General features: G+C 70.3%; 11 protein-coding genes and 1 pseudogene. 3 read left to right on the forward strand and 9 right to left on the reverse strand.

Annotated features, from left to right (window positions below):
* Positions 1-17 precede the first annotated feature (17 nt).
* The 5 genes from J2Z30_RS22815 to J2Z30_RS22835 form a co-directional block, all read right to left on the reverse strand.
* Positions 18-1,292, reverse strand: coding sequence for a M20 metallopeptidase family protein (locus J2Z30_RS22815; protein ID WP_308280019.1), 1,275 nt, complete (start codon positions 1,290-1,292; stop codon positions 18-20).
* Positions 1,267-2,196, reverse strand: a complete 930-nt coding sequence (locus J2Z30_RS22820) for a MurR/RpiR family transcriptional regulator (RefSeq protein WP_052701924.1) — start codon at positions 2,194-2,196, stop codon at positions 1,267-1,269. Before J2Z30_RS22820 ends, J2Z30_RS22815 begins: the two co-directional genes overlap by 26 nt.
* A 233-nt stretch (positions 2,197-2,429) precedes the next feature.
* Positions 2,430-3,563 carry an amidohydrolase family protein gene (locus J2Z30_RS22825; protein WP_044580452.1) on the reverse strand — a complete coding sequence of 378 codons (1,134 nt, stop codon included), beginning with the start codon at positions 3,561-3,563 and terminating at the stop codon, positions 2,430-2,432.
* Positions 3,553-4,845: a glutamine synthetase family protein gene (locus tag J2Z30_RS22830; RefSeq protein WP_044580451.1), complete on the reverse strand. Its 1,293-nt coding sequence runs from the start codon at positions 4,843-4,845 to the stop codon at positions 3,553-3,555. The genes J2Z30_RS22825 and J2Z30_RS22830 overlap by 11 nt, the downstream gene beginning before the upstream one ends.
* Positions 4,846-5,078: 233 nt before the next feature.
* Positions 5,079-5,936, reverse strand: a complete 858-nt coding sequence (locus J2Z30_RS22835; RefSeq protein WP_044580450.1) for a MurR/RpiR family transcriptional regulator — start codon at positions 5,934-5,936, stop codon at positions 5,079-5,081.
* A gap of 90 nt (positions 5,937-6,026) precedes the next feature.
* Between J2Z30_RS22835 and rocD the strand changes: the two genes are divergently transcribed.
* From rocD to J2Z30_RS22850, 3 genes are all read left to right on the forward strand, one after another.
* Positions 6,027-7,310: an ornithine--oxo-acid transaminase gene (gene rocD / locus J2Z30_RS22840; RefSeq protein WP_078957204.1), complete on the forward strand. Its 1,284-nt coding sequence runs from the start codon at positions 6,027-6,029 to the stop codon at positions 7,308-7,310.
* 139 nt (positions 7,311-7,449) lie between these two features.
* Complete coding sequence (locus J2Z30_RS22845) at positions 7,450-8,937, forward strand: APC family permease (protein WP_044580449.1); 1,488 nt, start codon at positions 7,450-7,452, stop codon at positions 8,935-8,937.
* Positions 8,934-10,262, forward strand: a complete 1,329-nt coding sequence (locus tag J2Z30_RS22850) for an aspartate aminotransferase family protein (protein WP_044580448.1) — start codon at positions 8,934-8,936, stop codon at positions 10,260-10,262. Before J2Z30_RS22845 ends, J2Z30_RS22850 begins: the two co-directional genes overlap by 4 nt.
* Before the next feature lie 60 nt (positions 10,263-10,322).
* On the opposite strand, the gene J2Z30_RS22855 is transcribed toward J2Z30_RS22850, so the two are convergent.
* From J2Z30_RS22855 to J2Z30_RS22870, 4 genes and pseudogenes are all read right to left on the reverse strand, one after another.
* Positions 10,323-11,252, reverse strand: a complete 930-nt coding sequence (locus tag J2Z30_RS22855; RefSeq protein ID WP_044580447.1) for a LysR family transcriptional regulator — start codon at positions 11,250-11,252, stop codon at positions 10,323-10,325.
* A gap of 94 nt (positions 11,253-11,346) precedes the next feature.
* Positions 11,347-12,363: pseudogene (locus J2Z30_RS22860) on the reverse strand (extracellular catalytic domain type 1 short-chain-length polyhydroxyalkanoate depolymerase); the annotation flags it as partial.
* A 268-nt stretch (positions 12,364-12,631) separates the two neighbouring features.
* Positions 12,632-13,885, reverse strand: a complete 1,254-nt coding sequence (locus J2Z30_RS22865) for a serine hydrolase domain-containing protein (RefSeq protein ID WP_209468793.1) — start codon at positions 13,883-13,885, stop codon at positions 12,632-12,634.
* Complete coding sequence (locus tag J2Z30_RS22870) at positions 13,882-14,715, reverse strand: IclR family transcriptional regulator (protein ID WP_044580445.1); 834 nt, start codon at positions 14,713-14,715, stop codon at positions 13,882-13,884. The genes J2Z30_RS22865 and J2Z30_RS22870 overlap by 4 nt, the downstream gene beginning before the upstream one ends.
* Positions 14,716-14,720: the final 5 nt, after the last annotated feature.

Consider the following 14,720-nt stretch of genomic DNA (forward strand, 5'->3'; position numbering starts at 1 on the left):
GGTTGCCGTGCGGCTTCTCAGCCTGATGCCGCTGCCGAGAGGTAGCCGGCGAGCATGGCCATCGCCACGTCGTGGACCGCCTGGTCAGGGGGCAGGAATGTCGCGCCGTGCAGGCGTGCGCGGTCGCCCGCGTCGACTCCTACGAACATCATCAGGCCGGGGACTTCTTCGGACAGGAAGGAGAAGTCGTCGGACCCGAAGGAACGCAGAGGCTTGGCCGGGGTGAGGCCTAGTTCCTCGACGAGGCCCAGGGTGCGGTCGGCGATGGCGGGATCGTTGCACAGTACGGGTTCTCCGCGCTCGATCTTGATCTCGGCCCGGCATCCGTGGGCTTGCGCCAGGTGCCGCGCGACTTCCGAGAGCCGCTGATGGAGGTGGTTCTGCGTGGTCCGCGACACGCTGCGCAGCGTTCCCGTGGCGACCGCGCGGTCGGGCACCACGTTGGGGGCGGTGCCGGCGGCGAGGGTGGAGACGCTGACGATGGCCCCTTCGACGGGGTCGACGCCCCGGCTGACGAGGTGTTGAAGGTCCACGACGATGCTGGCGAGCGCCAGGACGGGGTCCCGGGTCAGGTGCGGGTAGGCGGCGTGTCCGCCGGCTCCCGCGACGGTGACGGAGAACTCGTCGGCCGCGGCGTTCACCGGGCCCGGGGTGGCGGCCACCACACCGCCACGCAGCGTGGGCTGGACGTGGGCCCCGATGACGGAGGTGACTTCGTGCCGTCGGAAGACTCCGGACCGGGCGATGTCCTGGCCTCCTGAGGGGTAGCTCTCCTCTCTCGGCTGGAGCACCGCGAGCAGTGGCGGCAGGCCGGGCATGCGTGCGACCGCGCGTGAGAGGGCGACGAGTGCGGCCATGTGGACGTCGTGCCCGCACGCGTGCATGCGGCCGGCCCGCGCCGAGGCCCACGGCACGCCCGTCTCTTCGGTGACGGCCAAGGCGTCCAGCTCTGCCCTGACCGCGATGGCCGGGCCCGGCCCGCCGACCCGGATCGCGGCGCCCGTCTCCGCGACGTGTTCCGCGTTGTCGCGAGATATGCGGCCGAGGCCGTGCGCCCCCATGGCGGACAGGACGAGATCGCGTGTGGATGCCTCCTGACCGGTGAGGTCCGGAGCTGCGTGAAGGTCGCGGCGCAGGCTGGTAGCCGCGGGCAGTTCGTCGAGCAGGGCGCTTGCCAGGTCGGCCGGGCGGATGGTGTCGGACGTGGACCGTGCCGCTGTCGCGTCGGTCAGTTCGGCGCCGCTCATTCGGCCCTCCCGGAGGGTCTCAAGGGCGGTATCGGTCTTGTTCACGTTGGTCATGCTCTTTCGTTCCGAGGTGGGGCACGGTCGGCCGCTCGTCTTCGGTGAAGATGTCGCCCTCGATACGGTCGTAGGCGGCGACCCGTTGCCGGCCGGTCTCGCCGGTCCGCTCGACGACCGCGGCGATGAGCGTCTCCACGACGGCGACCGCCGGGGTGAGGGAGTCGAACGGTGAGGGCGACCGCACTTGGGCGGGCAGGACGGCGTCCGCCACGGCTACGGCGGGTGAGAGCCAGGGATCGCTACAGAGAATGATCTTGGCTCCCCGTGCGGCGCAGTCCCGGGCGAAGGCGACGGTCTCGCGCTGGTAGCGGCGGTAGTCGAAGACGACCACGACGTCCCTGCGGCCCGCGTCAAGGAGGTAGGCACCTTTGGCCGTCGAGGACAGGTGCCGGACGCCGGGGCGTAGTTGCTGGAGGTGGGCGGCGAGGTAGGAGGCGAGGACTGTGCTGAACCGCCCGCCCAGGGTGGCGATGCGGCGCCCGGGGTCGGCCAGGAGGTCTGCTGCGCGCAGCAGTTCGTCCGGCGCAAGCCGGCGGAGTGTGCTCGCCGTGGACTCCATGAGCACCTCGCGGGAGCGTGCCACCACGTCCTGGCCGGTGTCATGGCGCGCCTCGGCGTACTGGGCGACGGGAGAGGCGTAGCGCTCCTGGGTCTCCCGTTTCAGTGCCTGCTGCATCTCCGGGTAGCCCTCGTAGCCGATGCGTTGGGCGAGGCGGAGGACTGTGGCGGTGCTGGTCTGGGCCTGCCGGGCGACGGCGGAGAGAGGTTCCAGGCCGCTGGTGGGATATCCGGCGAGGAGCACGCGGGCGACCCGCTTTTCGGCCCGGGGAAGGGTATCGAGGTGCGCGCGCAGTTGGGCGGCGACGGAGGGCGACTCGGGCGGGCGGTTCATGTCACGGACCGGGCGGCTGGTCGTGGGGCGTCCCGTCCTGCTTGTGGTCGACGTGGAGCGGAATGACGGCGACGCCGACCGCGGGGCCGGTCACCCTCCAGTTGCGTGACATGGAAACTCCTCGGGCTTGAGGCGATATCTGCTGTATGACAGGGCGTGCGGATGCTCGGTAGAGCACCACTGAGCAGCGGTTTTCCGCTGTGTACCGTGGCTGCGGCCTAAGAGAGGTCGACTCAGGCGAGCCGGTATACGCGCTCGGCGTTGGACCGGCCGATCAGTGTGGCCACGCGCGCCGCGTCGGCCGTCGACCATTCGCCGGCGTGCACCCAACGTGAGAGCGCTGCCGCCATCCCCTTACGCCACAGCAGGGCTCCCAGGTAGTGGAGCTCGGGCGGCCCCCACGCGTCCGAGGAATAGAGGATCTTGGTGAAGGGAGCCAGCTCCAGGCTCTCCGCCACCACGCCGGGTGATGCGGCACCGGTGTGGTTCACCGCGAGACCGACGTCGAGGTACACATGCGGGAACACCTGGGCAAGGAAACCGGCGTTGCGGTGAAAGGGGTAGCAGTGCAGCAGCATCACGGCGGCGCCTGTGGGCTCGACCGCCTTGATCCACGGCGCCAGCAGCAGCGGGTCGCAGCGGTGAAGCTCCAGGTCGGCGTCCCCGTAGCCGGTGTGGAGCTGGAGGGGCAGACCGGTGTCGGCGCCTTCCCACAGCAGCATGCGCAGCAGTACGGGGTCACTGACGCGGGCAGGTACGCCCGTCTCCAGCTCGGCCAGCCAGCGCGCCGCGGCCTTCTGCACCTCACGCGGTGACGGCCGCTCCGGGTCGATGTCGAAGCCGTACCGGTAGGCGACGATCGACTTCAGACCTCGGATGTGCGGCACCGCGTCGGTGAGCGCCTGGCGGAAGTCCGTGAGCAGCGCCTGCGCGGTCGCGCCGGCGGCGACGGACTCCAGCAGGCTCTCCAGGCGGAGAATCTCGGAGACCTGTTCGTCGCGTCCGCCGGACAGCCGGTCCAGCGGCAGCAGGAGGTCGCCCTTGAAGCCGGTGTCCACGAGCCAGTGGTCGACGCCCGCCGCCCGGAGGAAGGTGTCCGCCACCTCTTCCTCCGGCCGTGCTGTGCGGGCAGCCCAGTAGTCGTCGGCCGGGGCGTGGGCGTCGAGGCCGAGCAGAGGTGCGCAGTGGGCGCGGATGGCGAAGCCGAGCTGGGAGTCGAACTGCGTGGTGCCGGCGGGGCCGGGACGGTCGGCCTCCGTGATGAGGAGTTCGAACGCGGCCCGGTCGGGTGTGGCGGCCAGGGTGGAATGGACGTGGTGGTCGACGAGCCGCAGCTGTGCCAGCTCGTCCGTCAGGTCAGTGGACACGGGAGACCTCCTCACACAGTGTGCTGGGGTCGAGGTCGTGGACATGCTCGATCTCAGCGCGCTTGACGGATGTGAAGGTGTCCAGCAGGTGGGGGTGGAACCAGTCGGCGACGACGGTGTCCTTCTCCAGCTCCGCGAGGGCCTCGGTGAGGCTGCCGGGCAGGGCGGGCACGCCGGCGAGGTCTTCCTGTGTTGCGCCTTCGGGCCACGGGTGCGGGCTGTCATAAGTCTCTGTGATGCCCTGCAGGCCGGCGCGGATGAGTACGCCGAGCGTGAGCCAGGCGTTGGCCGTGGCGTCCGCGGCACGGTACTCGAGGTTGTACTGCTCGGCCGCCCGGCCTCCGCCGAGGCTGCTGGTGGGGCAGATCCTCAGGAGAGCCTCGCGGTTGCGCTCGCCGAGGAAGATTCCTCCGACGCTCCACCGGTGGGGCCGCAGGCGCAGGAACGAGGCGGGGCTGGCGGCTGTGATGGCCGACAGGGCTGGGGCGTGGTTGAGCATTCCGGCCGCGAAGCGGCTCCCGAGTTCGGAGAGTCCTCCCGGACGGGCGGGGTCGTACAGGGCGGGCCGGCCGGCCGCGTCGCGCAGCGAGAGGTGGACGTGCACGCCGTTGCCGCTGCCGTCGGGGTCGGGCAGGGGGGCGAAGGTGACCTGGCGGCCGTGGCGGCGGGCGAGGTCACGCACCACCTCCTTGAGCAGGATGGCGCGGTCCGCGGCCTGGAGGGCGTCCGTGGGACACAGCGTGATCTCGAACTGGTCGGCTCCGTACTCCGGCAGCCAGTTCTCCGGCTCCAGGCCCAGTTCCCCGAGCTCCTGGAGCAGTTGGCTGCCGAACGGCTCCGCGCCGCGGTATCGCTCGAACGAGAACGGCGCCGTGGGCCGCAACCCGCCCAGAGTGAACTCGTGTTCGAATGAGGCGACGACATCCAGCCCGGTGGCCTGCTTGAAGTCGTCCAGTGCGGAGCGGGCGAAGACCCTCGGACAGCACTCCCACGGGCGTCCGTCGGGGTATACCTGCTCGGCGAGGCAGAGGCCGGCGCCCGGCAGTCCGCCCGAAGGGGGCAGCCGCACGCGGGAGGCGGGAACGGGCAGGAGTCGCAGGTCCCCGACGGAGCCGAATACGTTCGGCGCGATCTCTCCGAAGGAGGTGATGGCGAGGTCTGCGGGCACCCAGCCGACACCCCGGCGCAGCACCGCCTCTTCCTCACTGGCGGGTACGGCTCGTCCGCGGGTGATGGCGGCGAGATCGCTGGTGGCGATGAACAGCGGGGGCGATGCGGTCATGTTCCAGCCTCTGCAAGTCGTGTATGAGCCAACGGCTGAACATGAGTGATACATGCGTTACATCTAGCGGTCAATACGTGGAGCTGAAACTTTCATTACAGACGCTTCAGTGAACGTCTCACTTCACGAACCATAGGTAGCGGTGTTAGCGTAATGAACGTTTCATCGAGTGCGACAGCCGAGCCATGCGCTCCCCCGTCGCTGTCGTCCGGCGGAAGCTCCTGATCCGCCGGTTAATCGTCGAGCGAGACGGACTCGATGAGCGTCAGCCGTGCGCGGCCGCCCTCACCCAGAGCGCCCGCCACGCCTGCCACCAGGCTCTCGGTGACGGCCATCGCCACCACCAGCGAGTCGAACGGAGATGCCGACTGCACCCGGCACGGCAGCACCACCTTGGAGACCTTGGCGATCGGCGAGAGCCAGTTGTCCGTCATCAGGGCGACCGTCGCACCCCGCCGGCTCACCGCTTGAGCGAGACGGAGGTTGGCATCGGTGTAGCGCCGGTAGTCGAACATCACGAAGACGGACTGCGTGCCGGCGTCCGCCACGGCCACCAGACGGTCGGCCTCGTCTTCACCGACCATGCGGACGCCGGTCCGCAGCAGCCGCAGATGAAGAAGGAGGTAATCGGCCAGCACGTGGCTGAAACGCCCGCCGACCAGGCACACCGCGCGGCTGGTGTCGCTCAGCAGGTCCACCAGGGCACTGAACTCCGACTCGGGGATCCCGTCGTAGGACGCGTCGATCATGTCGACAAAGGCCTGCCGGGTCCCGCGCAGGATGCCCTGCGGGTAGGCGGGAGGCTTCTCCTCGTACTGGACCAGGGGCGATCCGCCCTCGCTGTGCAGTTCGTGCAGCAAGGCGCGCTGCAGACCGGGAAAGCCCTCGAAACCGAGCCGGGTGGCGAAACGGATCACCGTCGGGGCGCTCACGTCAGCGGCGGCCGCCAATTGGGCGGCCGTGGTGAGGCCGACGGTCGGGTACTGCGCCAAGAGGGCCCGCGCCACCTTCCGCTCGCCAGGTGTCAGCCCGTCCATCCTGCCGAGCAGCAACTTGCGAACGGAGGCGAACTCGCCAGGAACCCCACTCATGAACAGAGCCTACCGCTCCGCTCCTTCTTTCTTGATCCGCTCCGCTCCTCGGGTCCTGCCCCGTACCGCCCAACGAAGGAACCAAGCCCCGTGACCATCCCGGCAACCACGCCCGCCTCCGCCACGGACGTACACATAGCCCGCACCGAGCGGTTCGCCGCCCACAACTACCACCCACTGCCCGTGGTCCTCTCCTCCGGTGACGGCGCCTGGGTGACCGACATCGAAGGTCGCCGCTACCTCGACTGCCTGGCCGGCTACTCCGCCCTCAACTTTGGCCACCGCAACCCCCGTCTCCTGCGCCGGGCGAACGAGCAGCTCAACCACCTCACCCTGACCAGCCGAGCCTTCTACAACGACCAACTCGGCGGCTTCGCCGAGGCACTCGCCGGTCTGTGCCACAAGGACATGGTGCTGCCGATGAACAGCGGCGCCGAAGCGGTCGAAACGGCCATCAAGGTGAGCCGGAAGTGGGGATACGAGGTCAAGGGCATCCCCGCCGACTCCGCCCGCGTCATCACCATGCGGGGCAACTTCCACGGCCGGACCACCACCATCGTGAGCTTCTCCGACGACGACACCGCGACCGGAGGCTTCGGCCCCTTCGCGCCGGGCTTCGTCTCCGTCCCCTACGGAGACATCGACGCCATCCGGCAAGTGATCACCCCGAACACCGTGGCCGTGCTGTTCGAACCGATCCAGGGAGAAGGCGGGGTGGTGATCCCACCTCCGGGATTCCTCTCCCGGCTCCGGGAGGTGTGCACGCGCAACAACATCCTCATGGTCGCCGACGAGATCCAGTCGGGCCTCGCCCGCACAGGGAAGACTTTCGCCTGCGACCACGAAGACGTGGTCCCGGACGTCTACATCCTCGGCAAGACCCTCGGCGGCGGGATCCTCCCCCTCTCCGCTGTGGTCGCCGACAGCGACATCCTCGGCGTGGTTACCCCCGGAACCCACGGGTCCACCTTCGGGGGCAACCCACTGGCCTCGGCCGTCGGAGCTGAGGTCGTGGCCATGCTCCAGACCGGGGAGTACCAGGCCCGCGCGCATGAGCTCGGAGAGCGACTGCGCGCCGGACTCGACGGGCTCATCGGTTCAGGCCTGTCGGAAGTCCGCGTCCGCGGCCTGTGGGCCGGAGTGGACATCGCCCCGGACCTCATGACCGGCCGCGAGGCCTGCGCCGGACTCCTCGCCCGCGGCGTGCTGGCCAAGGACACACACGGCTCGACCGTGCGCTTCGCCCCTCCGCTCGTCGCGTCCGAGGCCGACATCGACCTGCTCGTCGACGCGGTCAGTGAGGTCATGAGCGACGGCTCAGCCGTAGGCGGCGAGACCGCTGGTGGCGATGGACACGGAGTCTGTGAGCAATAGAAGGCTGCACAACATTGCGTGAAGCACACACCCGGACACATCCCAGTGACAACCGCCTCCCTTCGGCAGCTTTCCGACGGCCAACCAGACGGAGCCGGAAACGGGAGCGGGGCGTCCGCCAATCACCAAAGGGCAGCACATGACCAGCACAGAGATCGCGAACCACACCGGCAAGACCAGGCGCGACCTGCCGATTTGGGTTGCAGGGGCACTCTCGCTCGGCACGGTCGGTCCAACCCTGGCGATGTCCGGCAACGGGCAGGGCCTGGTCGCCTCGGTCGGGAAGGCGGTGCCCCTGGTCTTCCTCATCGGGCTGATCGGGGTATCCCTGGTCGGCTACAGCTTCGTTCGGCTGACCCGCCACCTGAATCACGCAGGGTCCGCCTATGCCCTGGTCGGCCGGACACTGGGCCGGCGGACCGGCGTCTTCGCCGGTTTCGCCATGATCGGCGCCTACGTCGGGTTCTCCATCGGCTGTCTGGCGTTGACGGCATCGTTCGTGAACGCCTTCCTTGCGCAGCTGCAACCCGGCGGCCAACCCTTCCAGGTCCCGTGGCTTGTCACGGTGCTGGTGCTCACAGCGGTCTCCTTGGCGTTCGCCGGTCGCGACGTCTCCTTCATCGCAAAGACACTGCTCGTCCTGGAAGGCATCGGCATCATTGCCATGCTGGTTCTCATCGGTGTCATCTTCAGCCGCGGAGGAGCTCCCTCTACGGGCATGGACATGTCGGTCTTCACGTTCTCCGGCGGCATCGGCGCGACCGCCGTACTCGGCGGTGTCGTCGCCGCCTTTCTCTCGTGGGCCGGATTCGAGGCATGTGCGTCGATGGGTGAAGAGACATCGAACCCGGGCCGCAACATCCCCCGCGCGCTGGGCGGCACGCTGATCGCGACAGGCGTGGTCTTCGTCGTCGTGATGTTCGCGCAGACAGTCGGATTCGGAACCGACAAAGCGGGCCTTGAGGCATTCCGCACCTCGGACAACACCCTCGGAGACCTTGCGGACCGGTACATCGGCTCGGGGTTCGCTCTGGTGGTGGTCTTCACTGCGACGATCGCGGCGTTCGCCTCACACATGGCCACCGCCGCGACCGCCGGCCGCGTCATGCAGGCCTTCGCCCGGGACGGCGTCGGTCCGTCCTGGCTCGGCAAGATCCACGAGCGCACGGGCGGACCCCGGCGGGCCATGTGGGCCGTGGTCGGCGTCGCCTTCCTCATGAACTTGGTGTGCTCGGTGACGAGCTGGCCCGACATGGGCACGGGCAATGGCGCGAGCGACGCGTACTTCCTGTTCGCCATCGCCGGTTCCTTCTGCCTGATGGTCACCTACCTGGTCGTCGAAGTCGCCGCACTCCGCTTCGTCGGCTCTTCCCGCTTCGACCACATCCATGGCGGCCGCGGCCGCGTACTCGGCGTCGTGCTGCCCACCCTGGGCGCCGCGGTGATCCTGGTCGTGCTGTGGTTCAACGTACGGGACGCCGATTCACCCACCTCCGCTGCCATGCTCGGCGTCTACTGGTGCGCGGTCGGCGTCCTCGTCGGGCTGCGCGTCGGAAGGACTGAGCGCACCGTCGGTGGAGGACTGACGGAGAAGATCGGCGAAGCCCGGGTGGGAGGATCACGATGACCGCACCCCCACCCCAACACGCGGCAGAGGAAGGCCCGTCCGCTGCCGCCTCCATCACTGAGCGCGACGCTCGGGTCATCGCCGGCGTCCAGAAGCTGCGCTACTTCCCGCTGGAAGTGGCCGCGGGCCGCGGCGCCATCCTGATCGAGCCCGGCGGCCGGGAGCTGATCGACCTCTCGGCGAGCTGGACAGCCAGTGGGCTGGGGCATGGCCACCCGGCGGTGACCGAGGCGATCGTGACCGCCGCGCAGGCCCCGCCAGGTGCGAGCGTCCTCTCCGCCGTTCACGAGGAGGCGGTCGCGTTCGCCGAGGAGTTGCTGGCGCTCACACCCGGGCCTGCTGGTCGCCGTGTCTACCTCGGACACGCCGGCTCCGACGCGAACGACGCCGTACTGAGGGCGTGCCGGGCCCGCAGCGGCCTTCGCCGGATCGTCGCCTTCGAGAAGGGCTATCACGGCGGAACCGGAGTCGCCATGGGAGTGTCGGGTGTGCAGATCAACGGCGGGGCCGTTCCGGACCCGCACGTGACGCTGGTGCCCTACCCGACCCCGTTCCATGCGGCGGACGGAGACGCTGCGGCCGACCTCGTCCGAAGCCTGAGCGCTGTCGAACAGGAGTTGAGCAAGGGCGACGTGGCCTGCCTCATCGTCGAGCCCCTGCTCGCCGACGGCGGGCTGGTTGTGCCGCCGGACGGCTTCCTGACCGGGGTGGGCGATCTCTGCCGCCTCTACAACACTCCGTTGGTCTGCGACGAAGTCAAGGTCGGACTCGGCAGAACAGGGATGCTGCATGCGTTTGAGCACGACGGGGCGACGCCCGACATCATTACGTTCGGCAAGTCTCTCGGGGCGGGGCTACCGCTGTCTGCGGCCGTGGGCCCCTCTGACTATCTCGACGAACCGGTCGGCTCTTCTCTTCTGACGACCGCCGGCAATCCCATTTGCGCCGCGGTCGGCCGGACTGTTCTGCGGATCCTGGTGGAGGAGCGGCTGCCCGAGCGTGCGGCAGTGGCGGGAGCGCGCTTCCTGTCGGGACTCAGAGAACAGCTGGTCGGCTACGCCACCTTCCAGGGCGGCCACATCGGTGACCTCCGCGGGCGGGGGCTGGCGATCGGCGTCGAGATCACCAACCCGGGGACGCAGAAGCCGGACCCGTCGATGGCGGCCGCGATCGCGCGGCGGGCATGGGAGCTGGGCGTCGTTGTGTACGTGGTCGGCGGCAACGTTCTGGAGATCACCCCGCCGCTGGTGATCGATGACGCCCAGATCGACCGGGCCGTCGACGTGCTTGCCCAGGCAGTGTCGGACGTGACGGGTGGAACCTAGTGTCCCCCGCCGGTCCCGCCGTCCACGTGGACACTCTGGGCCGCCTTCTCGGGGCCTTCCTCAAGCGGGAGTCTCACACCAGGCTTGCGTGATCTTCCCGGCCTGCTGTGTCAGCGCTTCGCGCAGCGTGTCGGCGGCGTCGGAGACGGTGGAACGGAGCATGGCGACGCTGATGCGACGGGCCAGGAGTGGTCCGTCGACGGGACGGATGGCGAGATCGGGGTCGGACTCGTGGCCGGTGAGCGCGAGCCGCGGGATCAGGGCGACCGCGGTCCCGGCCGCGACGAAGCCCTTGAGCATGCCGTAGTCGTCGGTGCGCATGACCCGGACGGGCTCGAAACCCTCCTGCGCGCAAGCCCATCCGAGGGCGCGATCGCAGGGGTCCCAGTCACTGGTGCCCATGATCCAGCCCGCATCGCGCAACTGGCCCAGCGGGACACGGTCCAGACCGGCGAGCGGGTGGTTGCCAGGCAGCGCCAGCAGCAGCGGATCGTCGAGCAGGTGGTGCAGTACGAACTCCTCACCGAGGTCGAGGGGTTCACCCGGCTGGGAATAGACCAGGGCGATCTGCACTCCGCCACCACGCAGCGCCTTGACCAGGGTGGGCAGTTCCCCTTCGGTGAGCGAGACCCTGACCCCATCCTCGGCCAACTGCCGTACCGCGGGCGGGAGCAGCAGCGCCCCGGCGGTCGGGAACGTGCCGACGTGCAGCGACATCGCGCCGTGCTCGACCAGCGCGCGGACCTCCTGCTCGACCAGTCCCACGCGGCCGAGCACCGCCTCCGCGTGGGGGAGCACGAGCCTGCCGACTTCGGTGAGGCGGACACCGCGCGGACCTCGGTGCACCAGCGGGGCGCCGAAGTGCGACTCGATCGCGGCTAGGTGGTGCGCGATGGTCGGCTGGCTGTAGTGCAGTGACCGTGCGGCAGCCGCGAGCGAGCCCTCGCGGGCGATCGCCCGCAGCACCTCGAACTGCCGCAGCTCCAGCACCGTCGATCACCATACTTTCTATTGAGGACGGCGGGGATCTCCAGTATCCCACCTTCCCGAACGGGACGGGCCCTGCCCGGCGCTCGCCGCCCTAGCCGCCGAGGCCGAAGAACTTGGTGATCCAGTAGCTGGAGCAGATCGAGTCCAGGAAGTACGGGGCGCCGGTGCTGCCGCACTGTTCGGCGCCGCTGCCGGGGTCGACCGGGGTGCCGTGGTTGATGCCGGGGACCTTGTTGACCTCGACGGCCACCGTGCCGTCGGACGCCGCGTACTCGTCGTGCTGGGTGGCATTGGGACCGATGCTGGAGGTACGGGTGGGAGTCTGGGACAGCCCGTGCAACGCGGTCCACTGGTCGCGCAGTTCGGTGGCGTTGCGCGGTACGACCGTCGTGTCCCGGTCGCCGTACCAGATGGCGGCGCGCGGCCACGGTCCCTCGTACGACGGGTACGCCTCACGCACCCGCTGGGCCCACTCGCTCGGGCTGAGGTCGAGCCCGGGGTTCATGCACTGGTAAGGGCTGTTGTTCTTGGTGCAGTTGTAGGGCAGGCCCGCGACGACCGCGCCGGCGGAGAAGACATCGGGGTAGGTGGCGAGCATGACCGAGGTCATCGCGCCACCCGCCGACAGTCCCGTGACGTAGACCCGCTCGGAGTCCCCGCCGTAGGCCGAGACGGCATGGTCGGCCATCTGCCGGATCGAAAGGGCCTCGCCCTGGTCGCGCCGGTTGTCGCCCGCCTGGAACCAGTTGAAGCACTTGTTGAGGTTGTTCGACCAGGTGGTCTCCGCCAGCACCAGGACGAACCTGTCGCGGTCCGCGAGCTCGGGCAGCCCCGAGTTGTCGGCGTAGACCTGGGCGCTCTGCGTACAGCCGTGGAGCGCGACGACCACGGGCGCGTTCGCGGGCAGCGACGCCGGCTTGTACACGTACATGTTCAACGCGCCGGGGTTGGACCCGAAGTCGGTCACCTTCGTGAGGGTGACCGCGGCGTTCGCGGCGGGCGCGGGCCCGGCGAGAACGGCTCCGAGTAAGAGGGCGGCGACGGCGAGGAACCGGGCCGCGATGCGGTTCCATCGGCTCCGTGGCAGTGCGTGTCGTGGGGGGACTGACATGGCAGTGCTCCTTCGGTTGATGCACCAGACGTGGCCGAAACCGTAGAATCCGGCGCAGCCCGTCACCATGGCCCGGGGGACCACAAGCGGATTCACCGCCCTCGGCATCTCACGGATTGCGCGGTGGACAACCGATCTGCTAATTGGCGCGACCGCCCCGCGCGCCCCTCGTCTGACGGCGTCAGCTCAGACGTGTTGCGCCGCCACATGTGACCGGCGAGGTGTGTGGCTGTCAGGGGCCGGGGACAACGAGCCACCGGCTCATGGCCTATTGGCCGACGGGCGTCGAAGCTGAGCCGGGCCCCGTTCCAGGGGCGGGGATCCGGAACGTATCCACTGGGCGGGCGAGGGCCGCCGCGTGGTGGTGGAAGGCGCGGCGGACGGCCGGGAAGCGGCGGGGATCGCGGCTGGGGTGGACGCGGTTGGTGAGGAGGACGTAGTAGCGGCCTTCCGCCCCCGCCCCGTCCGCTGCCGCCCTGTTCGCCCCCGCCCCGTCAACCGCCGGCTCCACCCACAGGCTCGTCCCCGTGAAGCCCGTGTGCCCGTACGAGGCCGGCCCCATCGCCGTACCGACCGGCGACCCCACCGCGTCCCGCCCCTGCCAGCCGAGGCAGCGGCGCAGCGGGAGGCCCTCCGTATGGCAGGCGGTCATACGGGCGAAGCCGGGCGCGCTCAGCAGGCCGTCGCCGCCCGCCGCGAGGACCCGGCCCAGCCGGTCCATGTCGGTCAGCGGTGCGAACAGGCCGGCGTGGCCGCAGACTCCGCCGAGCACCACCGCGTTCTCATCGTGCACCTGGCCGGTCACCAGGCGGCCGCGCCAGGTGCACAGCTCCGTGGAGACCGCGCGTTCACGGGCCGCCGGGCCGGGTGCGAAGACCGTCCCGCGCATGCCGAGCGGCTCGCAGACCTGCTTGGCCACCAGCTCGTCCAGGCCGGTTGCGGTGGCCTGTTCGAGGATCAGGCCGAGGAGGACGAAGCCTGCCGAGGAGTACTCCACCACCGTGCCCGGCGCCCCGCGGAGCGGTAGCCCGCGCAGGGCGGCCAGCAGCCCGTCCCGGTCGGAGTGCGCGCGCCAGAGCGGGGTGCCGCCGGGCAGGCCGGAGGTGTGGGTGAGCAGCTGGGTGACGGTGATGTCCGCCTTGCCCGGCACTCGGCGGTACTCCGGCAGATACGCGCCGACCGTGTCGTCCAGTCGGAGCGCTCCCGTTTCCACCAGCCGCAGCGCGGCCAGGCCCACAATCGGTTTCGTCACCGAGGCCAGATCCCACAGCTCGGTGCCGTTCAGCTCCACTCCGCCCCAACGACGTGTGCCCAGGTGCCCGCGGGTCTCCCGCCCGGCCGCGGTGCCGACCGACCAGGCGGCCGCGGAGTAGATCCCGGCCCGCCGGCCGGCCGCCAGAAGTGCCGTGAGCCGTGCCGGCCGGGCCGCTGGTGGGCCTGCCTGCCGGGCCGTCGGGGGCGGGCAGGCCGTTCCCGTCCGTTCCGCCCCCGGTGGGACCCGGCCGCCCGCGGCCCAGCTCACTCCTGCCCCCGCACGATCCCCAGCGCCCCCGGCCCGCCGCGCAACGCCGCCGACACCGTACCGGCGGCGGCCCGTACCATCGGCCCCAGCACCGCCACGCTCTCCTCGTCCAGCGTGAACGTCAGCCCGACGATGCCGACCGCGCCGGCGACCCGGTCGCCCGGCCCCAGCACCGGGGCCGCGATGGCGCGGACGTCCTGCTCCGCGTATTCGTCATCGACCGCGTAGCCTCGCTCGCGCACGGCGGGCAGAGCGGCGAGCACGGCACCCGGGTCCCGCACCGTCCGTGAGGTACGGGCCGGGAGCGGCCGGCCGCCCAGAAGCTCCGCCGCCGCCGGTGACGGCAGGGCCGACAGCATCGCCCACCCCACCGCCGAGCAGTACAGCGGGACTTCGCCGCCCGCGGTCAGCGGAATGCGGTACGTGGGCGACGGCTCCGACTGCGTCACATGCACCGCCACGGCACCGTCCCGTACCGAGAAGTGGGCCAAGTGGCCGGTACGCAGCCGCAGGTCGTCCAGGACTGGGCGGGCCAGCCGCAGCTCGCTGCTGGCGGCCAGCGCCGTGGCGGCGAGCCCGAGCAGGCGCGGCCCGGCCTGATAGTTGCCGCCCGGCCCCGGGACCGCGTACCCGGCCTCGGCGAAGGTGTGCAGCAGGCGGTGGACGGTCGGCTTCGGCAGTCCCGTGCGGGCGGCGAGGTCGGCCAGGCGGTGCGGGGCATCGGGCTGGACCAGCGCGTCCAGCACCGCGAGTGCCTTGTCCACGGGACCCGTCGCGGCGGCGGGCCGCTCCTCACGGCGGGAGGCGGAGGTATTGACCGGCTTCGGCATGTCGC

The sequence above is a fragment of the Streptomyces iranensis genome (assembly GCF_017874715.1).
GTDB classification, from domain to species: domain Bacteria; phylum Actinomycetota; class Actinomycetes; order Streptomycetales; family Streptomycetaceae; genus Streptomyces; species Streptomyces iranensis.

Bases quoted from the DNA above. Each gene is read 5' to 3' on its own strand.
- J2Z30_RS22870 (WP_044580445.1), bottom strand. From the start codon at position 14,715: ATGCCGAAGCCGGTCAATACCTCCGCCTCCCGCCGTGAGGAGCGGCCC.
- J2Z30_RS22820 (WP_052701924.1), bottom strand. From the start codon at position 2,196: ATGAACCGCCCGCCCGAGTCGCCCTCCGTCGCCGCCCAACTGCGCGCG.
- J2Z30_RS22830 (WP_044580451.1), bottom strand. From the start codon at position 4,845: ATGACCGCATCGCCCCCGCTGTTCATCGCCACCAGCGATCTCGCCGCC.
- J2Z30_RS22850 (WP_044580448.1), top strand. From the start codon at position 8,934: ATGACCGCACCCCCACCCCAACACGCGGCAGAGGAAGGCCCGTCCGCT.
- J2Z30_RS22845 (WP_044580449.1), top strand. From the start codon at position 7,450: ATGACCAGCACAGAGATCGCGAACCACACCGGCAAGACCAGGCGCGAC.
- J2Z30_RS22835 (WP_044580450.1), bottom strand. From the start codon at position 5,936: ATGAGTGGGGTTCCTGGCGAGTTCGCCTCCGTTCGCAAGTTGCTGCTC.